Below are 26,158 nucleotides of genomic sequence, written 5' to 3' on the forward strand. Positions count from 1 at the left end.
TTCCATTTTTTGGAAGCTTTTTTTATAGATTTTATTTGTTATCTATACAGATTGTGTAAAAATGATATAATCAAATTATAAAGAGTGAAGGGGAAGAAGTGTTATATGGATTACCAACATTTATCAAAAAGATTAGAGAAGGTTGCTGATTATATTAAATCGACTGATTTTGTTGCCGACATCGGCTCTGATCATGCCTATTTGCCAGCGTTTCTCGTTATTAATAGAAAAATACCTGGAGCGATAGCAGGAGAGGTTGTTCAAGGTCCTTATGAATCAGCACAATCTTTAGTTAAGGAGGTGGGTCTGTCAGAAAAAATTTTTGTTAGATTAGGTGATGGATTGGATGTTATTAACCCAACTGATACAATTGATGCTATTACTATTTGCGGTATGGGCGGAGTTTTAATCAGAGATATTTTAGCTAGAGGACTATCTGCTGGTACATTGATGGGACATGAGCGATTGGTGCTCCAGCCGAATGTAGGTGAAGCTGCATTAAGATTATGGCTGATGAATAATCATTATGCGATAACAGATGAAGAAATTATTGGTGAGAACCAAAAGTTTTATGAGATTATAGTTGCTGAAAAAACAACAGATCATATTGAATTAACAAAAAGTGATATAACTTTTGGACCTTTTTTACGAAAAGAACAGTCTCTTGTTTTTAAAGAAAAATGGCAGCAGGAATTAAATGAATTGATGCGTATCAGAGAACAGCTGCAGTTATCATCAAAACAGCATAAAGGAAAGGTCGCACTAATTGAAGCAAAAATTAAAGAAATCAAGGAGGTTCTGCAGATTGGTTAATGGTTATGAGTTTATTCGCAGATTTGAATCGTTTTGTCCAACATGGCTTGCTGAAGAAGGAGATCCGGTTGGCCTTCAAATTGGAACACTTGATAAACCCTTAAAAAAAATAATGATGACATTGGACGTTCGACCGGATGTGGTTGCTGAAGCGATTGAGCAGAAGGTGGATTTAATCGTCGCCAAACATCCTCCGATATTTCGACCGGTTACTAGTTTAGCAACCGATAATTTTCAAATAAACATGTATGCTGATTTATTAAAACATAATATTAGTGTGTATACTGCACACACTAATATGGATATTGTTGAGGGCGGATTAAATGACTATTTCTGTGAACTTTTAGGCATAAAATCTGATGATTTCTTACATCAGACTCATACTATTCATTACAAAAAGCTGGCAGTCATGGTTCCTAGAGAAAGTGCTGAAAAAGTTAGACAAGCCTTATTTAAAATAGGTGTCGGAGAGTATTCTGCTGACTATGATCACTGTAGTTTTAGTATAACTGGTACGGGGGGGTTCCGACCGAAATCGGGGGCAGTACCTTACATTGGTCACAAGAATGAAGAAACCGAAGTATCAGAAGTTAAATTAGAATTTATTCTGCCTGAGACATTAGTCGGACAGGCAGAACAAGCTATTAAGGTAAACCATCCCTATGAAGAGCCTGCTTATGACATCTATACAATTGATAATATGACTGACGACTATGGTCTAGGCAGAATAGGTTATCTACCTCAATCGATGCCATTGACAAGTTTTATTGAAAAAGTCAAAGAAACGTTTAATTTGGAAGGTTTAAGAGTTGTTTCAGATAAAACGGATAAACTTATTTCTCGTGTTGCGATTTGCGGCGGTAGCGGAGAAAAGTTTTATCACGATGCACTAAAGAAGAAAGCAGATGTCTATATAACCGGTGATGTATACTATCATACAGCCCATGATATGATAGAGGAAAAATTGACAGTCATCGATCCGGGTCACTATATTGAAGAAGTCTGCAAACGCCAATTTATTGATTTATTTAATCAATGGAAGCTCGAAGAACAATGGGGTGATATCGAGTTTATTGAGAGCAGTGTGAATACTAATCCATTTAAATTTTATTAAAAGATAGGAGAATGCTGAATGTATCCGAAATTATTAGAGAGATTTTTGAAATATGTTAAAACTGAAACGAGGTCTGATGCTGCGAGTAGCACAACACCGTCAACACCAACACAAATTGCTTTTGCACATGTATTGGAAGAAGAGCTGAAAGAGCTTGGCATGTCTGATGTTTTTTACAATGAGGCTAATGGCTTTGTTATTGCTACATTGCCAAGTAATATAGATAAAGAAGTTCGCAGTATTGGTTTTATTGCGCATATGGATACAGCCGATTTTAATGCAGTTAATGTAAATCCACAGATTATTGAGGATTACGATGGTCAGTCAACAATCCCGTTAGGAAAAGACGGAAAATATGAATTATCAGTGGCAGAATTCCCTAACCTAGCCAATTATACTGGGCAAACGTTAATTACTACAGATGGAACAACTTTGCTTGGTGCTGATGACAAATCAGGTATCACAGAAATTATGACTGCCATGGATTATTTGATTGCTCATCCAGAAATTAAACATGGTAAATTGATGGTTGCTTTCGGACCTGATGAAGAAATCGGTGTAGGTGCTGATAAGTTTGATGTTAGTCAATTTGACGTCGATTTTGCTTATACAATGGATGGCGGTCCAGTTGGGGAACTCCAATTTGAAACCTTTAATGCTGCACAAGCAGAAATAGAGATTGAAGGGAAAAATGTTCATCCTGGTACAGCAAAAAATACAATGGTTAATGCATTGCAAGTAGGTATCGATTTTCATGACCGATTGCCAAAAAATGAAGTGCCGGAAAAAACTGATGGTCGAGATGGTTTTTATCATCTTTTACACTTTGCGGGTGTACCAGACGAGGCGAAAATGACATATATTATTCGTGATCATAACCACGATATCTTTGATAAACGTAAACAAAATATGTTGACAATTGCTGAAAATATGAATAAGGATTTTGGCCAAGAACGTATCAGTATTAAAATCACTGACCAATATTTCAATATGCGTGAAGTGATTGAAAAAGATATGTCCATTATCGATTTAGTTGAAGAAGCAATGGGAAATGTCAAAATTACACCAATTGTCGAACCTGTTCGAGGAGGAACGGATGGTTCAAAAATTTCATTTATGGGCTTACCAACTCCAAATATTTTTGCTGGTGGTGAAAATATGCACGGTCGATTTGAATTTGTGGCAGTTGAGAGTATGGAAAAGGCAACATCTTTAATTATTGAAATTGCTAAATTAAATGCCGAAAAATAAAATGTTTTTTGAAAAATACTTCTTACATTTTAATGTGTAAGGAGTATTTTTGTGTTAGGGTTTCTACTACCAATTACCTAATATTTAAAAAAGTTAATTTTTATTGCTGAAATTTAGTAAGTATTATTATAAAAATATGGAAAGCTTAATTTTAATAGTCTGTTAAGTAAATGTTATGAGATGATTATCGAAAAATGTTATTTGAAAAAAATAAGAGAATCCTAATTTTTTATTTTTAGCGTGATGTAAAAATTTTAAAGGTATTAATAATTAAGCTGATATGAAATGCTGTCTGAACAGTAATTATGAAATTTTAATTAAAAGACAGAATAATCTAATTAAAAATATAACAAACTCATATAATAAACTTTATTTATATAGTAAACTTATAGTGTTAATTAAATAAAACGCTTTACACAGCAGAACAAAAAGGAGGAACAATTATGTCAAAAGATAGTAAAACAAGTAAATTGACCTTGGGAGCACTTATTTTAATGATTTTTACTTCTGTATTTGGATTTAACAATATCCCCCGAGCTTTTTACTTGATGGGCTATGCATCAATTTTTTGGTATATTTTAGCCGCTATTACATTTTTCATACCATATGCGTTTATGCTTGGTGAAATGGGAGCTGCTTTTGGTGAGTCTAAAGGCGGAATTTATTCATGGATGGAACGTGCGGTTAATCCCAAATTCGCCTTTGTCGGTACATTTATGTGGTTCGCTTCATATATTATATGGATGGTAAATGTCGGTAGTTCGATTTGGGTTCCGTTTTCAAATGCAATTTTTGGTGTTGATAAAACACAAGGTTGGTCAATCTTCGGTATGACTACTGGTGTCCAAACTTTAGGTATTTTAGGTATTTTATGGATTATCCTTGTGACATTTGTCACATCTAAAGGCCTTGATAAAATAAAAAAAGTAACAAGTATCGGCGGTACAGCGATTATGTGTATCAACGTTTTACTATTCGTCGGTGGTTTAGTTATTTTAATTTTAAATAAAGGCGAAATGGCACAGCCGGTTAGTTTTGAAGCGTTCTTCAAATCACCGAATGAGAATTTCACATCAATGATTCAAGTCTTTAGCTTTATTGTGTTTGCGATTTTTGCTTTTGGGGGACTAGAGGTAGTCGGAAGTTTGGTCGATGAAACGGAAAATGCTAAAGTAAATTTTCCTAAGGGATTAGCTATTTCAGCTATTGTTATCTCTGTAGGATATGCAATTGGTATTTTTATGATCGGTACATTTACTAATTGGGATTTTGTATTCAGTAGTGAGAATAATGGATTCGCGTTAGCAACTGGTAGTACAGCTGAGGTAACGCTTGGAAACGTTTCATACATTGCAATGAATAATATGGGGTATCAATTGGGTCATGCCTTGAACTTATCAGAACCTCATTCAATGCAAGTCGGTGTTTGGTTGAGTAGATTTATGGGATTATCAATGTTCTTATCTCTAACAGGTGCCTTCTTCACATTGATATTTTCTCCTTTGAAAACAATTATCGAAGGTACACCAAAAGGGCTATGGCCTAAAACTTTTTCTAAAAAGAATGAAAATGGTATGTGTGTGAATGCAATGATTGTACAAGCTATTATTGTTTGTGTTATGATGGCTTTCATTGCATTTGGCGGACAAAGTGCAACTAAATTCTTTGAAATTTTGACAAATATGACGAATGTTTCTATGACCATTCCGTATATGTTTGTAGCTTATGCTTTCTTTGGCTTTAAGCGAGATGAAACAATACAAAAACCATTTACAATTTATAAAGGTCCAAACTTTTATAAATTATGTGTTGCATTAGTTATCTTTACGGTTGGTTTTGCAAATGTCTTTACGATTATCGAGCCGGCCATTAATGGTGATTTGGCTAAAACTTTATGGTCAATTGCAGGACCAGTGTTCTTTACAATTATTGCACTGGTCATGTTCACTAGATATGAAAAAAAAAGTGGCAGCACAAAATAATTAATAAAAATAAAACTTTCAGCAGTCAAGAAAATGATTGTTGAAAGTTTTTTTGCACTGTAGAATATATTATGTTAATTACAAATATTTTATAGAAGTAAGACATACTTTAAAGACTAATAAGTGTTTTCTTTGACTTATTTTGACCAAAGTAATATAATTACTTTGTAATCGATGTTAATAGGGAGGTATTTGTATGAACATTGAAAAAATGACGACAACAATGCAGCAGACATTGGGCGATGCTCAGCAGATTGCTGTGACAAGACATCAACAAGAAATAGACATAGCGCACTTGTGGAAAATCTTTTTACAGCCTAATCATTTTGCCAGAAATCTCTATGCAGATGCTGGTTTAGATATGGCTGCATTTGAGACAGCAATTGACAGTGCCATTGATAAATTACCACAGGTCAGCGGTGGCAGCGTTCAATATGGACAGAGTATTAGTCAGAATTTGTTTAACTTATTTCAAGAGGCGGATAAAATCAGAGATCTTTTTCAAGATGAGTTTTTATCAACAGAAATTGTTGTTTTAGCTTTATTTAAATTAAAAAATTATGACTTAACTAAATATTTAGTAGAACACGGAGTTACTGAGAAAATTTTAACTGAAAAAATCAAGGAGATGAGAGGTGGAGAGAGAGTGACGAGTCAAAATCAAGAAGAACAATATGAAGCTCTAGAAAAATACGGTATAGATCTAGTAGAATCCGTACGGCAAGGAAAACAAGATCCGGTTATCGGTCGTGATGAGGAAATTCGAGATGTTATTCGGATTCTGTCACGAAAAACAAAGAATAATCCGGTGTTAATTGGTGAACCTGGTGTTGGTAAAACCGCAATTGTTGAAGGTTTGGCACAACGAATCGTTAAGCGAGATGTCCCAGAAAATTTGAAAGATAAGACAATTTTTTCATTAGATATGGGAGCTTTAATAGCCGGTGCTAAGTTCAGAGGTGAATTTGAAGAAAGATTAAAGGCTGTATTGAAAGAGGTAACTAAAAGCGAAGGCCGTATTATTTTATTCATTGATGAAATCCATACAATTATAGGGGCAGGTAAAACGGAAGGCAGTATGGACGCTGGAAATTTACTAAAACCAATGTTGGCACGTGGCGAACTGCATTGTATAGGTGCAACAACTTTAGACGAATACCGTGAATATATGGAAAAGGACAAGGCTTTGGAACGTCGTTTTCAAAAAGTGCTGGTGAAAGAACCTACTGTGGAAGACACAATAAGTATATTGCGCGGTTTGAAAGAAAGATTTGAGATTCACCATGGCGTAAACATCCATGATAATGCGTTAGTTTCAGCTGCAACACTGTCTAACCGTTACATTACAGATCGATATCTTCCAGATAAAGCTATTGATTTAGTTGATGAGGCTTGCGCGACAATTCGGGTTGAAATGAATTCTATGCCGACAGAATTAGATCAAGTAACACGTCGACTTATGCAGCTTGAGATTGAAGAAGCTGCATTAAAAAAAGAAGAGGATGAGGCTAGTAAGAAGCGATTAAGCATCTTGCAAGAAGAGCTGTCAGAATTGCGCGAAGAAGCAAATACTTTAAAAATGCAGTGGGAAACTGAAAAAGAAGGTTTCAATAAGCTAAATGAGAAGCGAGCCGAAATTGATCACGTCAAAACACAGTTAGAAAATGCTGAAAGCAATTACGATTTGGAAGAAGCAGCTGTATTAAGACATGGAACTCTGCCTAAGCTTCAAAAAGAGTTAGAGGAACTTGAAAATTCTATTGATACCTCCAACGATGGAAAAATGGTTCAAGAATCAGTTACAGAAAGTGAAATAGCAACAGTTGTTGGACGTTTGACTGGTATTCCAGTTAAAAAACTGGAAGAAGGAGAACGTGAAAAAATCTTACGCCTAAATGCAACTCTTCATGGGCGAGTTATTGGACAAGATCAGGCAGTTGATGCAGTTGCTGATGCCGTCATTCGTTCGCGAGCCGGTTTACAAGACCCAAATCGTCCGTTAGGCTCATTTCTATTTTTAGGGCCGACAGGTGTTGGTAAAACTGAGTTGGCAAAAGCATTGGCCGAAGAGCTATTTGATTCTGAGGAACATATGGTTCGAATTGACATGAGTGAATATATGGAAAAACATAGTGTATCTCGTTTAGTAGGAGCACCTCCCGGCTATGTTGGTTTTGAAGAGGGTGGTCAATTGACAGAGGCCGTTCGTCGCAGTCCTTATACGATTGTACTTCTGGATGAAATTGAAAAAGCACATCCGGATGTTTTTAACATTTTACTTCAAGTCTTAGATGATGGTAGGTTGACTGACTCAAAAGGACGTGTGGTTGACTTTAAAAATACAGTATTAATAATGACGAGTAACATCGGCTCTCAGTATTTATTAGATGGGGTTACAGAAGATGGAATAGTTTCGGAAGAAGCAGAAAATACAGTTCTAGAATTATTAAAGGGACATTTTAAGCCTGAGTTTTTGAATCGTATCGATGATACCATCATATTTACACCGCTAAGTCTAAATGATGTAAAAGAAATCATCATGAAGATGACGAAGCAATTGGAAAAACGTTTAGAACACCAAGAAATTTATTTAGAAATTTCCGAAGAGGCCAAAAGTTGGATAGCTGAACAAGCATACGATCCGATATATGGAGCACGTCCATTAAAACGTTATTTAACTAAGAATGTTGAAACACCTCTAGCTAAGGAAATTGTGGCAGGAAAAATAATGCCTAACTCTAAAGTAGTTATTTCTATTTTAAATAATGAATTGACCTTTAAAACTGAATCGATAGCATAAAAAAAAGACAGGTAGTTCTGATTCATGAATTACTTGTCTTTTTGTAATGAAAAAGTAACATATAAAACAAATTAATTTGTTAAATAAATCATAAATTGTTTAGTAAAGTTTAAAAAAAGTCATAAAAACTTCATGAATATATAGTTTAATACAATAGTGACAAATAAAATATTAAAATCTTATTGAAATATTTGTTAAATTATTTTAATATATGTTATATAGTGTCAGCAGTTTGGAGTGAAGATGACATGTTACCAGTGAAAAAAAGACGATACATCACCGGTATTGATGGTATTCGAGCAATAGCTGTTATTAGTGTTATTCTATATCATCTGTTACCTGATGTACTGCCGGGTGGATATTTGGGTGTGTCGTTATTTTTTGTTATATCAGGTTACTTAATGACGGATATCCTTTTAAGTCAATGGCATGACCGTGGAAAAATATCGTTATCGAATTTTTACAGAAAAAGAATAAAACGTATTTATCCGTCTTTGCTTATTGTTTTGTTTAGCTTTGGAACAATTGCGCTTTTTTTAAAGGGAAATTATTTACTAAATTATAAACAGATAACGTTGACCAGTTTATTGAATGTTAATAATTGGTGGCAGATTATTAACGGGTCATCATATTTTGATCGCTTCGCAAATCAGTCCGCGTTTACTCATTTATGGTCTTTATCAATTGAGGGACAATTTTATATTATTTGGCCGATTGTGCTGGCTTTTTTAATGTATAAAAAAGAAAGTCATAAATTACTATGGACAGTACTGATTACTGGTACCGTCATATCTGCTGTATTAATGGGTTTATTTTATAATCCTGAATCGATAAATCGTATTTATTATGGTACGGATACACGTTTGTTTTCTATCTTGATGGGCGGTATTTTAGCAGTTTGTTTACGAGATTTTAGTGAGAAATTAGTGACGATCAGTTCAAAATGGGGAATAATTGCGTCTGTTCTTAGTAGTGTTTTAATTATTTTAAGTTTTATTTTTATGAAGGACACGTCTCCGCTAACTTATAAAGGTGGAATGGTTTTATTTAGTCTAATTAGTACATGCTTGTTATTTACAGTTATTCAGTTTCAGGTAGTTAATCAGGGATTAACTAACCCCGTATTCAAATGGATAGGATTAAGAAGTTATGAAATATATTTATGGCAATTTCCAGTCATGATTGTTTATGAAAATATATTTAAGCTCGATGGAACAAATAGATGGATACATTTTGGAGTTCAAATCATAATTATTTTGCTGCTATCTGAAGTAACTTACCGGTTATCTAAATTTTTAGTTGCCGATGTTAAGTGGAATAAAACATTTCTTCAGTTTAATTTAAATGATTTTAAACAAAACAGCATAATCAGTTTTTTAGGTATTTTGGTTATCGGGTTTTTATGTGCTTTTATTTTGGCTCCTTCTGGACGTGATGCAAATAGCCTTGCGCTTCAAAAAAAATTGGCACAAAACCAAAAATTAGTTGCTGAGAAAAATGCTCAGAAACAAAAAAGTACAGCAGCATCACAAACAATAGGGTCAACTGTTGAAAAAAAAGAACAAAAGACAGCAGAACAAAGCACTGACGCACTGACGAATAGTATTGTTTTGAGTGAAGCAGATCGAAAAAGAGCAGCTGAAATGAAAATCACTGCTGTTGGAGACTCTGTCTTGTTAAGTGCTGCGCCAAGTTTTCAAGAAATATTCAAAAATTCTCAAGTTGATGCTAAAATTGGGCGACAATTAATTGATAGTAAAGATATTTTCGCTAGACTCTCTAAAGATAAGCAATTAGGTGATATTATAGTAGTGGCACTAGGAACTAATGGGTCTTTTTCAGAAAAGGATATAAATGAAGTAATGTCTTATGCAGGCGATAGGTCCGTTTATTTTGTAAATACTATGGTGGAAAGATCGTGGCAGAAGGCAGTAAATGATGAACTAGATAAAACATCAAAAAGATATAAAAATGCTTATGTCGTTGATTGGAAATCATATTCAACTGGTCATCGTGATTGGTTTGATGTGGATGATGTTCATTTAGTTGATAAAGGGGCGCAAGAATATTCAACTTTAATTGCTCGAAAAGTACTCGATACTAATAGTTAATTTCATAAAAAAGACTTCTAAAAAGTGGAGTCTTTTTTAATTATGAAGAAATTGTGTCATTTGTTTGGAAAAAAGATAAAATTCTGACAATTCATTTGTTAAACAAATGAAATTATGTTACATTATTCGTGTAAATTAACACAAATGGAGGCCTGTAAATGGAGCCGGTATCTGAGTTTTTGCGCTATTTAAATGTAGAGAGACAGTATTCAAAGTTAACTAGTTTAGCATATGAAGATGATATCTCGCATTTTATAAGATTCCTTGGTGAAACGGGAGATGATGATTACAAAAAAGCAGAATTACAAGATGTTCGTGTTTATCTGGCTTATCTGCACGACAATCATTATAGTCGGAATTCTGTCAGTCGAAAGATTTCAAGCTTAAGATCTTTTTATAATTTTTTATTAAAACATGGATTGGTCAATGAAAATCCATTTTCGTATGTCCAAATGAAGCGTCAATCACAAAGATTACCTAGATTTTTTTATACAAAAGAAATTCAGGCGCTATTTGATGCTATTGATGATTCGACAGTAATAGGAAAAAGAAATCGTGCGCTATTAGAAGTTTTATATGGAACAGGCATCCGTGTATCAGAGCTTACTAATTTAGAAATTAATGATATCGATTTCAATGCACACGTATTTTTGGTTCATGGAAAAGGTAATAAAGAGCGTTATGTCCCTTTTGGTTCGTATGCGATGGATGCTATCAATGATTATTTAAATGCTGCGCGACCAGAATTAATCAGTAAGGGTCGGCAAGAACATCATTATTTACTAGTTAATCATCGTGGAGGACAATTAACAACACCTGGAGTTAAATATATACTGCAGGAAGTAGTTAAAAGCAGTTCCCTAACAAGTGATATACATCCGCATATGCTGCGACACACGTTTGCGACGCATTTGCTTAATAACGGTGCTGATATGCGTACGGTACAGGAGCTTCTGGGACATGCAAGTTTGTCGACAACACAAATTTATACACATGTGACAACAGAAAGCTTACAAAAAAGTTATCGGTCGTTTCATCCAAGGGCATCAAAATAAAAACATATTAGGAGAGATAGATATGGGATTTACAACATTTCATTCAACAACAATTTGTGCAGTAGAAAAAGATGGAAAATTTGCTATGGCTGGGGATGGTCAAGTAACAATGGGAGAATCTGTCGTTATGAAGGGGACCGCTCGAAAAGTTCGTCGCATATATAATGATGAAGTGGTTGTTGGATTTGCAGGGAGCGTAGCAGATGCTTTTAACCTTGAGGAAAAGTTCGAAGCAAAATTAAACCAATACAAAGGCAACTTAATGCGAGCAGCGGTTGAACTAGCTATGGAATGGCGCAGTGATAAAATGATGCAGAAATTAGAAGCTATGCTGATTGTCATGAATGATAAGGAAATGCTTGTGGTATCGGGTACTGGTGAAGTAATCGCCCCAGACGATGGTATCTTAGCGATTGGTTCTGGCGGCAATTATGCATTGGCTGCAGCAAGAGCTATGAAGCGTGACGGACGTGAAGAATTAACGGCTGGTGATATTGCAAAGGCAGCATTGAATGTAGCCGCAGACATCTGTGTGTATACAAATCACAATATAATTTTAGAAGAAATATAAGGAGATTAGCATAATGAATTCAATCCATAAAACACCAAAAGAAATAGTAACTGAGTTAGATCAGTACATTGTAGGACAAGGAACAGCAAAAAAATCGGTTGCAGTTGCGTTGAGAAATCGTTACCGTCGTATGCAGTTAGATGAAAACATGCAACAGGAAATTACTCCTAAGAATTTACTGATGATTGGACCTACAGGGGTTGGTAAAACAGAAATTGCTCGCCGTTTAGCCAAAATCGTTAAAGCTCCTTTTGTAAAAGTAGAAGCAACGAAATTTACGGAAGTTGGATATGTCGGCCGTGATGTTGAATCAATGGTTCGTGATTTAGTTGAGGCAAGTATTTTGATTGTTAAGAAGGAAAAGTATAGTCAAGTTTATGCACAAGCCAAAAAGAAAGCCGATGAACGCTTGGTTAAATTATTAGTTCCCGGTATTAAGAAAGAGAAAAAACAATCTGGAAATCAATTTGATATGATGATGCAAATGATGAACGGTTTCCAGAATAGCGGTCAAGAAGAAGAGAAAGAAGAAGTAAATGATTCAATTCGTGTGAGCCGTGAAACAGTTCAATCTCAATTAGAAAAAGGACAACTAGAAGATAGAGAAATAACTATTGAAGTTGAAGAAAAAAAACAGACTCCTGCAATGAATAATGGGTTGGAACAAATGGGGATTGATTTAGGTGACACACTTAATGCTTTGACACCAAAGAAAAAGGTAAAACGGACGATTGCCGTTGCTGAGGCAAGAGAAATTTTAATTAATGAAGAATCAGAAAAATTAGTAAACGATGCTGATATTCATAGTGATGCTATTAAACTTGCAAAAAATAGCGGTATTATTTTTATTGATGAATTTGATAAAATTACATCAAAATCTGATAATCAAGGTCAAGTATCAAGAGAAGGCGTTCAGCGTGATATTTTACCAATTGTAGAAGGTTCATTAGTGAATACTAAATATGGACCGATTTCAACGGATCATATTTTATTTATCGCATCAGGTGCTTTCCACTTGAGTAAACCAAGTGATTTAATTCCTGAGTTACAGGGCCGTTTTCCAATTCGTGTAGAATTAAGCGATTTAACAGCAGAAGATTTTGTACGTATTTTAACAGAGCCAAATAATGCTTTAATTAAACAATACGTTGCATTACTAGGTACTGAGAATATTAATATTACATTTACCAAAGAAGCTATTGAAAGAATTGCAGAAATTGCTTATCAAGTAAATAATGAAACAGATAATATCGGCGCACGGCGTCTGCATACAATTCTTGAAAAATTACTTGAAGATTTATTGTTTGAAGCGTCAGATATGCAAATGGCTGATATTACAATTACCGAAAGCTATGTAAATGAAAAATTAGATAAAATTGCTCAAGATGATGACTTGAGCCGCTATATCCTATAGTTTATCGTCGAATAGGGGGAGACTGTGTTATGGAGTCATTACTTAGTAAAACAAGAATGATAAATGAGTTATTGCAACGAGAAAATGCGTTAACGCTTAATTCTGATTTACCATATTCCCAAATTGCTGCTACTTTAGGTGATATTTTAGACTGTAATGTTTACATTGTTGATCGTCTGGGTAGTATGAAAGGAATTATGATTGTACATAACATTAATAATGAACGTGTGCAGGACATGCTGCGTGAACAACGTTTACCGCACGACTATATTCAATTGATTAGTCAGTTGACGATGACAAAAGAAAATATCGGAATAAATAGTGATAGTACTGTTTTTCCAATTGAATTACGCTCAGAACTTAATGATGCGTATACAACAATCATACCAATCTACGGTGCAGGCGAACGTTTAGGAACAATAGCACTAGGACGTATAGGCAGAAAGTTTAGTGCAGATGATTTAGTCTTAGCCGAATATAGTGCGACAGTCGTTGGTATGCAGATCTTATATCAGCAATCACGAGATCTTGAAGGAGAGTTGCGCGAAAAAACAGCAGTACAAATGGCAATTAAAACACTTTCATTTAGTGAACTTAAAGCCGTAAAAGCAATATTTGATGAACTAGTGGGAACTGAAGGACGTATCACAGCATCTACAATTGCTGATAAAATAGGTATCACTCGGTCAGTGATTGTTAATGCGTTAAGAAAGCTTGAATCTGCTGGTGTAATTGAGTCGCGTTCATTAGGGATGAAAGGGACATATATAAAGATAGTCAATCGCTTTTTTAAAGGCGAACTGGAGGAGACCACGTTAATTTAAGATGATGAGAGGGTGATCAGCAGTGTCGAATGTGTTGCTGAAGAATGAATTCTGTCAAGCAGAATTTAAAGTTGATGGTGCAGAATTAATCAGTTTTAAAATGAAAAAAACAGACATAGAGTACATTTGGCAAGGAGATCCGAGATTTTGGCGTCGCCATGCTCCTGTATTATTCCCAATTGTTGGTCGTTTAAAAAATGATTCATATACCTTTAATGAAAAAGAATATCAATTAGAACAACACGGATTTGCTAGAGATATGACGTTTGAAGTTATTGAAAAAACAGCGTCATCTGTTGTATTTGTTTTGCAAAGCAATAAGACAACGTTAAGCAAATACCCATTTTCTTTTGAATTAATGATTCGTTATCAATTAAATGAAACAATGCTATCAGTTGAGTATCAAGTTAATAGTTTAGATAACGAAATATTCTTTGGAATCGGCGGACATCCAGCATTCAATGTTCCATTAGTATCTGGCACAACTTTTGAAGATTACTATTTAGATTTTTATCCTTCAAAAAGCCGTACAGTACTGCCTTTAAAGGATTCTTTTATTAATTTAGATCGTGCAACGTTAGCTCAAACTAACACGAATATTGTTGTGACGAGAGATTTATTTAAAAATGATGCGATTATACTAAGAACAATTGAGGAAAATCAATTTTCGATTAAATCTGATTTAACACATCATGGTGTAAAATTAGTTACACACAATGCACCGTTTGTCGGCTTTTGGTCACCATATGAGAAAGATGCACCATTTCTATGTATTGAACCATGGTGGGGGATTGCTGATACACTGGATGCTAATGGTTATTTAACGGACAAGTTTGGAATTAATCACTTGCCTCCTGATGAATTATTTACTGCAAGATATGATATAGAAATTTTTTAAAAAAATACCGCTCAGTATTTACTGGGCGGTATTTTAGCTATAATAATTATGGTTTTCTAAACCGAGCTCACTTAAGATAATTGCAGCAGTTTCTTCAATCGACTTTTGTGCGACATTTATAACTAAACAATCAAGTTTTGCATATAAATCATTAGCAAATTTTAATTCTTGATGAATTGTTTCCATCGCAGAGTAAGCAGTATCAGGGTTTAAACCGTAAGATCGCATGCGTTCTTTTCTGATGTTATTTAGAATTACCGGATCATTGGTTAGACCAACAATTTTCTTTGGATCAACTTCCCAAAGTTGTTTTGGAATATGTGCGGAAGGAATCAAGGGTAAGTTAGCCACTTTAAAGTTTTTATTTGCTAAAAACAGGCTCAGTGGTGTTTTAGACGTGCGAGATACTCCGAGTAAGATAATGTCAGCTTCTAAAAAACCTTTAGCGTCTTTACCGTCATCATACTTCACGGCAAACTCCATTGCGCTCATTCGGTTGAAATAGTCTGGGGTTAGAAAGTGGGTGGCGCCTGGGATTCGTGCCGGTTTTTCTAAAGAGCGGACTGCTAATTCATTAATTAGTGGTGATAATGGATCTAAACGAAATATTTCATTTTTATAACAAAATTCATTTGCGAATTTAACTAATTCTTCTGATATCAGAGTTTGGATGACCATTGCATTTAGTTCTTTTGCTTCGTCTAACGCATTTTCTAACGCATCTAGGGTTTCAACAAACGTACTTCGGTATAATTCAAATTTAATCGGATAAGTCTCGTATTGTGCAATTGCAGCTTTTGCCAACTTTGTTGCTGTTTCGCCGGCAGAATCGGAAATAATGTAAATATTAATTAATTTGTCTGTCATTCTGGTCGACCTTCCTTGTCATATTTTTACTTTCGTCATATTATAGCATATAATAAAAATAAAATATTCAAGAGTTGGAAGTGTAATTATGGATCAAAGAATAAAGACAGCAATGGATGTTTTGAAGCAGAGTGGGTTTAAGTATACGAGACGACGAGAAGATATTGTCACATTTTTAGCTGCCGAAGATCGCTATGTTGGACCGATTGAAGTATTTGTTTGGATGAATGAACGATATAAAGGAATGAGTTATGATACGGTTTACCGAAATTTACGCGATTTTACTGAAATTGGTATATTAGAAGAAACGGAGTTAAACGGTGAAAAAAAATATCGTTTTCACTGTGATACTTGTGCAGATCACCACCATCATCATTTTATATGCACTAGTTGTGGAGCAACGAGAGAAATTCATTTATGTCCGATGGATTATTTTAAGGAGCAGTTGCCAGGATGCGTGATTGAGTCACATCGTTTTGAAATATTTGGTAAATGTGATAAATGTGCAAAAAAACAAAAGACTTGTTGACGGAGTTTAGTGAATTACGTTATAATATGTAACGAACAGTTTTTTGTTTAATCTTATTTTTTTTGTATTATATAAAAAACGGTTACCACATTGTTTGGAGGGAGGGATTTTACATGTCAAAAACTGTTGTTCGTAAAAACGAATCATTAGATGACGCTCTTCGTCGCTTCAAACGTTCCGTTTCAAAAACTGGTACTTTACAAGAGTACCGCAAACGCGAATTCTACGAAAAACCAAGCGTTAAGCGTAAGAAAAAGTCTGAAGCTGCAAGAAAACGTAAAAAATACTAGTTTGAATGAATGGATCTGATATTATGACACTGTTAACTGAGTTAAATAGTGATATAAAAGTAGCGATGAAAAACAAAGACAGAGAGGTTCTCTCTGTTTTACGAATGATGAAATCTTCTTTACAAAATGAAGAGATTAAAAAAGGCGAGCCGTTAATCGTTGATGAGGAGTTAACGGTGTTGTCACGAGAAGTGAAACAACGAAAAGACTCAATTGAAGAATTTTCAAAGGCAGGTCGTGATGACTTGGTAGAAAAAACTGAAGCTGAATTAGCTGTTGTTTCACGTTATTTACCTGAACAATTAACAGATGATGAATTAAGAAGAATTATAACACAAGTTATATCAGAAACTGGTGCTTCATCAATGAAAGAATTTGGGAAAGTTATGAGTGCTGTAATGCCAAAGGTCAGAGGTAAAGCGGATGGGCAACATGTCAATGTTTTAGTGAAAGAATTAATATCATAATCCGATAAGACAACGAGTTTACTCGTTGTCTTTTTTGTTCATTTCTTGGTGATATCCAAGTTATGTGGTATTATTTACAAGTGAAGAGTAGAAAAGGAGTTGTAGTTTTTGAGTAATCCTGATAATACAAGTATAGATATTATTATTAATGATACAGTTGATTTAAATGAACTGTTTGGTTCGCAAGATGCACATCTTAATCTTTTAGAAGATTACTTGGACATTATTGTTTCAAGTCGAGGTGAGGTCATCCATCTTGAAGGGAAACAGCAACATGTAAAACAAGCACACAGTATTTTAAAAGCCTTAATGGAATTAATTAAAAGAGGTCATAAAATCAACCAGCAAGACTTAGTTACCGCAATTAAGATGAGTCAAGCTGATAATTTAACGTCTTTTTTGAATTTATATGAAGTCACATTGATCAAAGATGCAAAAGGGCAGCCGATACGCATAAAAAATGCAAATCAAAAGCTATATATCGACAGCATTAAGAAAAACGATGTTGTTTTCGGTATAGGTCCAGCCGGAACTGGAAAAACCTTTTTAGCAGTAGTTATGGCAGTAGCTGCACTAAAAAATGGACAAGTCGATAAGATTATTCTAACACGTCCGGCAGTAGAAGCTGGTGAAAGTCTAGGTTTCCTGCCCGGTGATCTTCAAGAAAAAGTAAATCCTTATTTAAGACCGATTTACGATGCCTTGTATCAGATATTGGGTATGGAGCACACGGCTCGTTTAATGGAACGTGGCGTTATTGAGATTGCACCATTAGCATACATGAGAGGTCGTACTTTAGATAAATCTTTTGTTATTTTGGACGAAGCACAAAACACCACGAATGCCCAAATGAAGATGTTTTTAACGAGACTAGGTTATGGATCTAAGATGATTATTAATGGTGATAAAACACAAATTGATTTACCAAAAATCAGCGATAGTGGGTTAATAAAAGCTGAACGAATTTTGAAAAATTTAAAAAAATTAAAATTTATCGAATTTTCAGCTGAAGATGTTGTAAGACATCCGGTTGTAGCGGAAATCATTAAAGCATATGAGGAAGAAAAGTAGTTAGAAATTAGGAGGCCTCAAAAATGTCTGCAAAGCTTAGACAAATACCTGAAAGATTAGGAAAGCATTACATACCGATTGTGTTAATTATTTTAACTGCGGCGATTTTTCTTATTATTTTAGGTAGTGTGCGACATAAAGTCGTTACATTTAAAGTAGGACAGTTAGCTGAAGAAACTATTCGTGCAAATAAAACAGTTGAAAACAGAACAGAGACAGAAGAAAAGCAGAGATTAGCAATGGAAAGTGTATCACCAGAGTACACGTATGATCCTAACAAAGCTGATCAGCAAGAGTCTTTATTGGATAAAATGTTTCAAATGGTGACTCAGGTTAACGATGAATCAGAGAGTGAGTATAAAGCTGAATTAGATAAAGCAAAAGATAAAAAGACTGTTAATCGTTTAACAGTTGAAGAGAAATTGCCTAAAATGAAATCTAAATTCGAGAAATTAAGTCAGAATGATATTGCTTATTTTCAAACATTCCCGGATAGTTTTTATGAACAGCTTTTGAATCTTTCTGAAGATGATTTAAAAAGCGTAGCAACTGAGAGTAAACAAATTATTAAGGATACAATGTCAAAGAAGATTAGAAATTCAACGTTACAGATGGAAAAAAATTCAGCAACGGGCAAGATACAGTATTTAAATGTATCTAACTCACTTCAAGACATTATCAAGAGTATTGTTGATAGGACAGTAGTTGTTAATGAAGTTGCAAATGATAAAGCGACAGAAAAGATGCGAGAAAGTGCCAAAAATAATGTTCAGCCGGTAATGATCTATCAAGGTGAAATTATCGTACGAGAAGGCGAACAAATTGATACAAAAGCAATGGATAAAATTAAACTGCTCGGTTTAAATACTCAATCAACATCACTTTATCCCATTATTTCAGTGGCTGTAACGTTGCTTGTACAATTGATTATTATTTCATATTTATTATATCGTGAAAAAGAAAGTGATCGAGTTAAAGTTTTGACAATGTATGCAGCTGCTACATTAATTTCAATTTTAATTATGAAAACAATTTTTTTCTTTCAAAAGAACAGTATGAGTTCGGTAGCTTTAATTTTCCCTGCAGCTTTTGTTCCGTTGATGGTTAACCTTTTTGTAAATCGACAGTGGAGTCTAACATTAACAATTTTTCAATCCGTATTTTCAATATTTATTTTTTATCGTTTTGCTGGAACAACTTCTTTGTTGGCAATCTGCCTATTCTATGCTTTTTGTGGAGGTATTGCAGGTTTTTTAAATAAAAATCGAATAAACACTCAATTAAAATCAGCTTCATTTTTACTTATTTTTGTACCGACATTGTTCATGTTGGGATTAACATCTTATCAAGGGATGGGGATTACGGATGGCAAGACTATCACAACATTATTCTTAGCAGTTGCTAGTGGTATATTTTCCTTCGTCTTATCAATTGGTTTATATCCTTATATTGAAGTGTTGGTCAATGACGACAGTGTGATTGTGTTAAATGAATTAAGTAATCCAAACCACCCTCTTTTAAAACAATTATTAGAGGAAGCTCCGGGAACATACCACCACAGTATGATGGTGGCGAGTCTTAGTGCAAATGCTGTGGCAGAAATCGGTGGAAGATCCCTACTGACACGTGTTGCTTGCTACTATCATGATATTGGTAAAATAAAACATGCTAACTTTTTCGTTGAAAATTTACCAGATGGTGCAGAAAATCCGCATAATTTTTTATTACCGTCTGATAGTAAAGAAATCATCTTTGGTCATGTTACGGATGGAGTCAAAACGTTAAAGGAGGCCAATATGCCTCAGTTTGTAATTGATGTTTGTCAACAACATCATGGAACGACTTTAATGAAATATTTTTATATTAAAGAACAAGAAAGAAAACCAGATACACAAGAAGCATCTTTCCGTTATCCTGGTCCGATACCGCAAAGCCGTGAAGCAGCAATTGTTAATATTGCGGATAGCTCTGAGGCTGCTGTTAGAGCTATGGGTCACCCGACCAATGATAAGATTCGTGAGTTTGTTCATGAGTTAATTCGTTCTCGAATTGAAGATGGTCAATTGCTGGATTCTGGACTTACTTTGAAAGAATTGCAAATAGTCGAGGACAGTATTGTTAATGGTTTATGTAGTACGTTCCACTCAAGAATTAAATATCCAAAAATGAAATCTGAAGCTGAAAAAATGAAACAAGAACAAGAGGAGCGTAAAGATTAAATGAATATAACGCTAATAGATGAATCAAATTATTTATCCAAGCCACGCAAGGAATTAATTGTTAATATTTTAAATTTTGCTGGTAAAAGCAGTGAGCTACAATTATCTGATAATACAGAAATGTCTGTAACTATTGTTAATAACCAGCAAATTCAAGAAATTAATAAAGAATATCGCGGTAAGGATATGCCAACAGATGTGATAAGCTTTGCCATTGAAGATAATGGGGATGAGGAGCTTATGTTTGATTTGTCAGAATTTGACATACCGAGAGATATTGGTGATATCGTTGTTTCTTTTCCAAAAGTGGATGAACAGGCGAAAGAATATAATCATTCGTTTGAACGTGAATTAGGGTTTTTAGTAGTTCATGGATTCTTACATTTAAATGGCTATGACCACATGACAGCTGAAGAAGAAAAAGTCATGTTTGACTTACAAAGAAAGATACTAGATGAATATGGACTTGAACGATAATAATCATTTTAAAAACCGATTTTTTTTTCAGTCAGTGAAACATGCTCTAGCTGGAATTGTTACGGTCATAAAGGCCGAAAGAAATATGAGATATCATCTATTTATTTCCCTTATTGTCATAGTCCTTTGTACTTTTTTAAGAATATCATTGGTTGAGTGGTGCATAATTATCGGATGTTTATCAGCAGTCTTAACGTCAGAGATGTTGAATACGGCTATTGAGACAACTGTTGATTTAGCCACAAATGGTCAGCATCATATACTTGCAAAGCGAGCAAAAGATATTGCTGCTGGTGGAGTGTTGGTTACTTCAATTGGAGCATTGATTATCGGTTTAATTATTTTAGTACCTAAACTTTTAAATAGATTGTTTTATTAGGAGGAAATATATTTTGACAGAAAATTTTAAGTCAGGATTTGTAGCAATTGTTGGTCGTCCTAATGTTGGTAAATCAACATTGTTAAATAGAATTGTCGCTCAAAAAATTGCAATAATGAGTGATAAAGCACAAACAACACGAAATAAGATTCAGGGTGTATATACGACTGATAATGCTCAATTAGTTTTTATTGATACACCGGGTATTCATAAACCTAAAAGTAAATTAGGAGACTTCATGGTAGAAACTGCATATAGTGCATTACGTGAAGTTGATGTTGTCTTATTTATGGTTAGTGCGGACCAACCGCGTGGTGGCGGAGATGATTTTATCATTGAGCGCTTAAAGAAAGTTGATGCACCGGTTTACCTTGTAATTAATAAAATTGATACTGTTCATCCTGACAAACTTTTACCAATCATTGACGATTATCGCCAACAATTTGATTTTACAGAAATTATTCCAATTTCTGCAACAGAGGGGAATAACGTACCAAACTTGCTAAATGTTTTGGTTGATCATATGCCTGAAGGGCCTCAATATTATCCAGCTGATATGGTGACGGATCATCCCGAATACTTTATTGTTTCTGAATTAATTCGTGAGAAAGTATTGCAGTTAACAGAGCAAGAAATTCCTCATTCTGTTGCAGTCGTTACGGAGAGTATGCAACGTGATCCATACGATAAGGTCCATATTCAAGCGACAATTATTGTCGAAAGAGACAGCCAAAAGGGAATTATCATTGGAAAAGGTGGTAAAATGCTTAAAGAAATAGGTACTCGTTCGCGTAAAGATATCGAAAATCTTTTAGGAAACAAAGTATTTTTAGAGTTGTGGGTTAAAGTACAGAAAAACTGGCGTGATAAGCGTAAAGACTTGCAAAACTTTGGGTATCGCGAAATGGACTATTAAAAACATGGGGGATATCCCCGTGTTTTTATTTTTAGAATAAGAGGTGATCAGATGGGACGGCAGATAGAATCAAAAGCAATAGTTTTGTTTGCAAAAGATTATCGCGAGAAGGATAAACTAGTTAAGTTGTTCACTGAAACACATGGTAAACGTATGTTTTTTGTGAGACGTGCTCATCAAAAAAATAATCCATTAACTGCGGCAATTCAACCGTTTACGGAAGCAGAATTTATCATGGATTTAAAAGATGAAGGACTTTCGTTTTTGAATGGAGTTAAAGAGGTGACGCCATATCGGACTATTCAAAGTGATATCTTTATATCAGCATATGCTACTTATATACTAAATCTAGTTGATGCGGCAGTTGATGATAATCAAAATGATGCGGCGCTCTATGGCTTTGCAAAGCAATCGCTTGATTTATTAAATAATGGTTATGATCCCGAAGTGATATCTTTTATTTTTGAAATACAATTGCTGCAGCGATTCGGTATTCAAATTAATTGGAATTGTTGCGCTGTCTGTGGTGAAACACAGGGACCGTTTGACTACTCTGATTCATATCATGGTCTCTTATGTGAAAAAGATTGGTCTCGCGATGAGCGTCGTTCTCATTTTGATAGCCGTTCAGTTTATTTTATGCAGTTATTTTCTTCAATTCGCTACTCACAAATTAATAACATTAATCTTAGTGATGAGATAAAGCAAAAGATAAGACAGAATATAGATACTTTATATGAAGATTATGTTGGTATTCATCTAAAAAGTAAAAGATTTATTGATCAAATGAAGAATTGGGAAAATACAATGAAATTACCCGAAAAAAATAAAAGATTGACAAATCATCGCTAACTCTTTAATATGGACTTAATCATAATATTATTTATGCAGATAGAGAATGAGTAATCACTGTCGATTAATATCAGCGACACGGGATAGTGTAAGCCGTGATGAGAACGGTAGATGAAGGCACTCTGGAGTAAAATAAATGAAGCTGCCGAGTAACATCGGAAGTAGGGTGGAACCGCGATATTTTCGTCCCTATGTTTTGGTATAAGAGTATACTAAAACATAGGGACTTTTTGTATGAAATTTAGGAGGAAAAAAGATGAGTCAAAAGTTAACAGTGCAAGAAATGATTTTAGCCTTACAAAAATACTGGTCTGACCAAGGCTGCATGTTGATGCAAGCATATGATACGGAAAAGGGAGCGGGGACGATGAGTCCATATACTTTTTTAAGAGCAATCGGACCAGAGCCGTGGAACGCTGCATATGTTGAGCCTTCTCGTCGTCCAGCTGATGGACGTTATGGAGACAATCCCAATCGACTTTACCAACATCACCAGTTTCAAGTTGTTATGAAGCCCTCTCCTCTAAATATTCAAGAATTGTATTTAGAAAGTTTAAAAGTTTTGGGTATTGATCCGTTGAAACATGATATTCGTTTTGTTGAAGATAACTGGGAAAATCCATCAATGGGCTGTGCTGGATTAGGTTGGGAAGTTTGGCTTGACGGCATGGAGATTACTCAGTTTACTTATTTTCAACAAGTCGGCGGACTTGAGTGTCATCCGGTAACATCTGAATTAACCTATGGATTAGAACGTTTGGCATCATATATTCAAGATGTTGAAAGTGTATATGATTTAGAATGGACACATGGTGTTAAATACGGCGAAATTTTTGTTCAACCTGAATACGAACATTCAGTTTATTCTTTTGATGAGAGTGATCAAAGTATGTTGCTGAAGTTATTTAATATGTACGAAACAGAAGCAAAGCGATGTATTGAGAAAGGATTAGTCCATCCAGCATATGATTTTGTCTTGAAGTGCAGTCATACGTTTAACTTACTTGATGCACGAGGAGCTGTGTCAGTAACAGAACGCGCGGGGTATTTATCAAGAATCAGGAATATGGCAAGAGAGTTAGCAAAAACCTTTGTTGCTGAACGTGAAAAATTAGGATTTCCATTGTTACAAAATAAATCTAAGGAGGAAGCGTAATATGTCAAGACAGTATTTATTAGAATTAGGGTTAGAAGAAATTCCGGCTCATTTAGTTACTCCAAGCATGAATCAATTAGCTGAACGTGTTGACAACTTTCTAAGTGAAAACCGTTTGTCCTATGAATCAATGGACTCTTTTTCAACACCTCGACGTTTGGCAATAAGAGTAAATGGTTTAGCTGAAAAACAAGATGATATTTCTGAAAAATCAAAAGGACCAGCTAAGAAGATTGCTTTAGATAATGATGGAAACTGGTCAAAAGCTGCAATGGGCTTTGCCAAGGGACAAGGAGTTAGTCCAGATGCCTTGTTTTTTGAAGAACTAAAAGGGGTGGAATATGTTTATGCGAATAGACATGAGGTCGGCAAACTAGCTGAAGACATTCTGCCGAATATTGCTGAAGTTGTTTCAGCAATGACGTTTCCCGTTTCAATGCATTGGGCAAACTACAATTTTAAATTTATTCGACCAGTTCACTGGATCGTTTCATTACTTGATGATAAAGACATTCCAGTGACAGTTTTCGATGTAGCTAGCGGAAATCAGAGCCGCGGTCATCGTTTTCTTGGTCAAGACACAGTTATTAAAAATGCTGCCAGCTATGAACAAGCTCTGAAGGAACAATTTGTCCTTGTAGACCCTTCACAACGTAAAAGCCTAATCATTCAGCAAATCGGTACTATTGAAAAAGAAAATGGTTGGGTTATTCCTTTGGACGGTGAATTATTAGAAGAAGTAAATAATATTGTCGAATATCCGACAGCATTTGTTGGCAATTTTGATGAAAAATATCTAGTTATTCCTTCAGAAGTTTTAATAACTTCGATGAAAGAGCATCAACGATACTTTGAAGTATTAGATAAAGAGAATAACTTGCAAAATCATTTCGTTTCGGTTAGAAATGGAAATGCAGACTATATTGATAATGTTGCACGAGGTAATGAGAAAGTACTTCGGGCAAGATTGGAAGATGCTGAATTCTTCTATAACGAAGATTTAAAATTAAGTATCGAAACATGTGTTGAAAAATTAAAAAATGTAACTTTTCATGTTAAAATCGGTTCAATTTATGAGAAAATGCAACGAGTTGCCGCAATCAGCCGCTATATTGGTGAACAAGTTGGATTAAAGCAAGAAGAATTAGATGATTTGGCACGTGCAAGTGCTATTTATAAGTTTGACTTGATGACAAACATGGTAAATGAATTTCCTGAACTTCAAGGAATAATTGGTGAGAAGTACGCATTGATTCATGGTGAAAAACCGACAGTTGCTCAAGCAATACGTGAACATTATCTGCCTAATTCAAGTGATAGTGAATTACCGGTTTCTGACATTGGTTCAGTTTTAGCGATTTCTGACAAATTAGATAGTTTGTTAACATTTTTTGCTGTTGGCCTTGTACCTAAAGGATCGAATGATCCGTATGCATTACGTCGCCAAGCATACGGTATTATTCGTATTTTAGATAATAAACGTTGGGCATTTCCAATCGAGGCAGTTGAAGCTGATATTTATCAGCTGATTAATGACAATACCGAACTCTACGGAATTAAATTAACAAATAATTCAGAAGATATCAGTAAATTTATTAAATCACGTGTTAAACAATGGTTATTATCTAAAAAAATCAGACATGATATCATTGATTCTATTATTAATAGCGACCAAGATGATGTAACGGTTATGTTTGACGCGGCAAATATGTTGAAAGAAAAAGCTGAACAACCTCAATTTAAAGCTGCGATCGAGGCATTGACACGTGTGTTAAATTTGGCCTCAAAAAATCCAGAAACTGATTTTATTGTCAATGAAAGCTTATTTGACAATGATGCCGAACAGAAATTACATGATGCTATTGAGAAAATTAGAGAAGATCAAGAAATTCTAACGCTGAAACAACGTTTTGATCGTCTGCAAGAATTAACTCCATTAATTGAAGCCTATTTTGAAGATACAATGGTTATGACTGATGACGAAGCAGTGAAGAAAAATCGTCTAAATCAGTTATCTCAATTAGCTAAATTAACAACATCAATTGCTAAATTAGAAGAGTTAGTTACAAAATAAGTGATGAAACCTTGCTGATATTTTTAAT

Annotated in this window: 23 protein-coding genes; 22 read left to right on the forward strand and 1 reads right to left on the reverse strand. The window is 34.7% G+C overall.

The features are described from left to right. The first annotated feature begins 105 nt into the window (after positions 1–105). The 11 genes from CBF37_RS00200 to CBF37_RS00250 all read left to right on the forward strand — a co-directional run bounded on the left by CBF37_RS00200 (position 106) and on the right by CBF37_RS00250 (position 14,833). Complete coding sequence (locus tag CBF37_RS00200) at positions 106–813, forward strand: tRNA (adenine(22)-N(1))-methyltransferase (protein ID WP_125982795.1); 708 nt, start codon at positions 106–108, stop codon at positions 811–813. After that, positions 806–1,927: a Nif3-like dinuclear metal center hexameric protein gene (locus CBF37_RS00205; RefSeq protein WP_125982796.1), complete on the forward strand. Its 1,122-nt coding sequence runs from the start codon at positions 806–808 to the stop codon at positions 1,925–1,927. Before CBF37_RS00200 ends, CBF37_RS00205 begins: the two co-directional genes overlap by 8 nt. Before the next feature lie 18 nt (positions 1,928–1,945). Next, positions 1,946–3,178, forward strand: a complete 1,233-nt coding sequence (gene pepT / locus CBF37_RS00210; protein ID WP_125982797.1) for a peptidase T — start codon at positions 1,946–1,948, stop codon at positions 3,176–3,178. A gap of 443 nt (positions 3,179–3,621) precedes the next feature. Next, on the forward strand, positions 3,622–5,160 hold the full coding sequence (gene yjeM / locus CBF37_RS00215) for a glutamate/gamma-aminobutyrate family transporter YjeM (RefSeq protein ID WP_125982798.1): 1,539 nt from the start codon (positions 3,622–3,624) through the stop codon (positions 5,158–5,160). A 196-nt stretch (positions 5,161–5,356) separates the two neighbouring features. Then, on the forward strand, positions 5,357–7,960 hold the full coding sequence (clpB, locus tag CBF37_RS00220) for an ATP-dependent chaperone ClpB (protein ID WP_125982799.1): 2,604 nt from the start codon (positions 5,357–5,359) through the stop codon (positions 7,958–7,960). A 221-nt stretch (positions 7,961–8,181) separates the two neighbouring features. Next, a complete protein-coding gene (locus CBF37_RS00225) occupies positions 8,182–10,071 on the forward strand; it encodes an acyltransferase family protein (RefSeq protein ID WP_165866584.1) in 1,890 nt (629 codons plus the stop codon). Between the two features lie 158 nt (positions 10,072–10,229). Then, positions 10,230–11,126 (forward strand): tyrosine recombinase XerC, encoded by an 897-nt coding sequence (gene xerC, locus CBF37_RS00230; RefSeq protein WP_125982801.1) that lies wholly within the window; start codon positions 10,230–10,232, stop codon positions 11,124–11,126. Between the two features lie 22 nt (positions 11,127–11,148). Next, positions 11,149–11,697: an ATP-dependent protease subunit HslV gene (gene hslV, locus CBF37_RS00235; RefSeq protein ID WP_125982802.1), complete on the forward strand. Its 549-nt coding sequence runs from the start codon at positions 11,149–11,151 to the stop codon at positions 11,695–11,697. Positions 11,698–11,710: 13 nt separating this feature from the next. Continuing rightward, positions 11,711–13,111 (forward strand): ATP-dependent protease ATPase subunit HslU, encoded by a 1,401-nt coding sequence (gene hslU / locus CBF37_RS00240; protein ID WP_125982803.1) that lies wholly within the window; start codon positions 11,711–11,713, stop codon positions 13,109–13,111. 29 nt (positions 13,112–13,140) lie between these two features. Further along, positions 13,141–13,935, forward strand: coding sequence for a GTP-sensing pleiotropic transcriptional regulator CodY (codY, locus tag CBF37_RS00245; protein WP_125982804.1), 795 nt, complete (start codon positions 13,141–13,143; stop codon positions 13,933–13,935). 22 nt (positions 13,936–13,957) lie between these two features. Then, on the forward strand, positions 13,958–14,833 hold the full coding sequence (locus CBF37_RS00250) for an aldose 1-epimerase family protein (RefSeq protein WP_240626633.1): 876 nt from the start codon (positions 13,958–13,960) through the stop codon (positions 14,831–14,833). A 33-nt stretch (positions 14,834–14,866) separates the two neighbouring features. On the opposite strand, the gene CBF37_RS00255 is transcribed toward CBF37_RS00250, so the two are convergent. Next, positions 14,867–15,700, reverse strand: a complete 834-nt coding sequence (locus tag CBF37_RS00255) for a pyruvate, water dikinase regulatory protein (RefSeq protein WP_125982805.1) — start codon at positions 15,698–15,700, stop codon at positions 14,867–14,869. Positions 15,701–15,788: 88 nt separating this feature from the next. Here CBF37_RS00255 and CBF37_RS00260 point away from each other — a divergent pair, with 88 nt between their 5' ends. The 11 genes from CBF37_RS00260 to glyS all read left to right on the forward strand — a co-directional run bounded on the left by CBF37_RS00260 (position 15,789) and on the right by glyS (position 26,130). After that, positions 15,789–16,229: a Fur family transcriptional regulator gene (locus CBF37_RS00260; protein WP_125982806.1), complete on the forward strand. Its 441-nt coding sequence runs from the start codon at positions 15,789–15,791 to the stop codon at positions 16,227–16,229. Between the two features lie 113 nt (positions 16,230–16,342). After that, positions 16,343–16,519: a 30S ribosomal protein S21 gene (gene rpsU, locus CBF37_RS00265; protein ID WP_009490206.1), complete on the forward strand. Its 177-nt coding sequence runs from the start codon at positions 16,343–16,345 to the stop codon at positions 16,517–16,519. A 23-nt stretch (positions 16,520–16,542) separates the two neighbouring features. Next, the gene (locus CBF37_RS00270) at positions 16,543–16,986 is read left to right on the forward strand and encodes a GatB/YqeY domain-containing protein (RefSeq protein WP_125982807.1); all 444 of its coding nucleotides are present in this window, start codon (positions 16,543–16,545) and stop codon (positions 16,984–16,986) included. Positions 16,987–17,094: 108 nt separating this feature from the next. After that, entirely contained in the window at positions 17,095–18,057 is a 963-nt protein-coding gene (locus CBF37_RS00275; RefSeq protein WP_125982808.1) for a PhoH family protein, read from the forward strand. 23 nt (positions 18,058–18,080) lie between these two features. Beyond that, entirely contained in the window at positions 18,081–20,276 is a 2,196-nt protein-coding gene (locus CBF37_RS00280; RefSeq protein WP_125982809.1) for an HD family phosphohydrolase, read from the forward strand. Then, the gene (gene ybeY / locus CBF37_RS00285; RefSeq protein ID WP_125982810.1) at positions 20,277–20,753 is read left to right on the forward strand and encodes an rRNA maturation RNase YbeY; all 477 of its coding nucleotides are present in this window, start codon (positions 20,277–20,279) and stop codon (positions 20,751–20,753) included. Continuing rightward, positions 20,737–21,132, forward strand: a complete 396-nt coding sequence (locus CBF37_RS00290; protein ID WP_276309123.1) for a diacylglycerol kinase family protein — start codon at positions 20,737–20,739, stop codon at positions 21,130–21,132. Before ybeY ends, CBF37_RS00290 begins: the two co-directional genes overlap by 17 nt. Before the next feature lie 13 nt (positions 21,133–21,145). After that, on the forward strand, positions 21,146–22,048 hold the full coding sequence (gene era, locus CBF37_RS00295; RefSeq protein WP_125982812.1) for a GTPase Era: 903 nt from the start codon (positions 21,146–21,148) through the stop codon (positions 22,046–22,048). Positions 22,049–22,099: 51 nt separating this feature from the next. Further along, complete coding sequence (recO, locus tag CBF37_RS00300; RefSeq protein WP_125982813.1) at positions 22,100–22,900, forward strand: DNA repair protein RecO; 801 nt, start codon at positions 22,100–22,102, stop codon at positions 22,898–22,900. A gap of 256 nt (positions 22,901–23,156) precedes the next feature. After that, positions 23,157–24,056 (forward strand): glycine--tRNA ligase subunit alpha, encoded by a 900-nt coding sequence (glyQ, locus tag CBF37_RS00305; RefSeq protein WP_125982814.1) that lies wholly within the window; start codon positions 23,157–23,159, stop codon positions 24,054–24,056. A 1-nt stretch (position 24,057) separates the two neighbouring features. After that, positions 24,058–26,130, forward strand: coding sequence for a glycine--tRNA ligase subunit beta (gene glyS / locus CBF37_RS00310; RefSeq protein WP_125982815.1), 2,073 nt, complete (start codon positions 24,058–24,060; stop codon positions 26,128–26,130). Positions 26,131–26,158 lie beyond the last annotated feature (28 nt).

Origin of the sequence: Vagococcus vulneris (assembly GCF_003950515.1) — a bacterium.
Taxonomy (GTDB): Bacteria; Bacillota; Bacilli; order Lactobacillales; family Vagococcaceae; genus Vagococcus; species Vagococcus vulneris.

What these genes read in the sequence shown, in the direction of transcription:
- CBF37_RS00280 (WP_125982809.1), top strand. Translation starts at nt 18,081, where the DNA reads ATGTCTGCAAAGCTTAGACAAATACCTGAAAGATTAGGAAAGCATTAC.
- ybeY (WP_125982810.1), top strand. Translation starts at nt 20,277, where the DNA reads ATGAATATAACGCTAATAGATGAATCAAATTATTTATCCAAGCCACGC.
- hslU (WP_125982803.1), top strand. Translation starts at nt 11,711, where the DNA reads ATGAATTCAATCCATAAAACACCAAAAGAAATAGTAACTGAGTTAGAT.
- clpB (WP_125982799.1), top strand. Translation starts at nt 5,357, where the DNA reads ATGAACATTGAAAAAATGACGACAACAATGCAGCAGACATTGGGCGAT.
- hslV (WP_125982802.1), top strand. Translation starts at nt 11,149, where the DNA reads ATGGGATTTACAACATTTCATTCAACAACAATTTGTGCAGTAGAAAAA.
- codY (WP_125982804.1), top strand. Translation starts at nt 13,141, where the DNA reads ATGGAGTCATTACTTAGTAAAACAAGAATGATAAATGAGTTATTGCAA.
- glyS (WP_125982815.1), top strand. Translation starts at nt 24,058, where the DNA reads ATGTCAAGACAGTATTTATTAGAATTAGGGTTAGAAGAAATTCCGGCT.
- glyQ (WP_125982814.1), top strand. Translation starts at nt 23,157, where the DNA reads ATGAGTCAAAAGTTAACAGTGCAAGAAATGATTTTAGCCTTACAAAAA.
- yjeM (WP_125982798.1), top strand. Translation starts at nt 3,622, where the DNA reads ATGTCAAAAGATAGTAAAACAAGTAAATTGACCTTGGGAGCACTTATT.
- CBF37_RS00290 (WP_276309123.1), top strand. Translation starts at nt 20,737, where the DNA reads ATGGACTTGAACGATAATAATCATTTTAAAAACCGATTTTTTTTTCAG.
- pepT (WP_125982797.1), top strand. Translation starts at nt 1,946, where the DNA reads ATGTATCCGAAATTATTAGAGAGATTTTTGAAATATGTTAAAACTGAA.
- xerC (WP_125982801.1), top strand. Translation starts at nt 10,230, where the DNA reads ATGGAGCCGGTATCTGAGTTTTTGCGCTATTTAAATGTAGAGAGACAG.
- CBF37_RS00255 (WP_125982805.1), bottom strand. Translation starts at nt 15,700, where the DNA reads ATGACAGACAAATTAATTAATATTTACATTATTTCCGATTCTGCCGGC.
- rpsU (WP_009490206.1), top strand. Translation starts at nt 16,343, where the DNA reads ATGTCAAAAACTGTTGTTCGTAAAAACGAATCATTAGATGACGCTCTT.
- recO (WP_125982813.1), top strand. Translation starts at nt 22,100, where the DNA reads ATGGGACGGCAGATAGAATCAAAAGCAATAGTTTTGTTTGCAAAAGAT.
- CBF37_RS00260 (WP_125982806.1), top strand. Translation starts at nt 15,789, where the DNA reads ATGGATCAAAGAATAAAGACAGCAATGGATGTTTTGAAGCAGAGTGGG.
- CBF37_RS00200 (WP_125982795.1), top strand. Translation starts at nt 106, where the DNA reads ATGGATTACCAACATTTATCAAAAAGATTAGAGAAGGTTGCTGATTAT.
- CBF37_RS00270 (WP_125982807.1), top strand. Translation starts at nt 16,543, where the DNA reads ATGACACTGTTAACTGAGTTAAATAGTGATATAAAAGTAGCGATGAAA.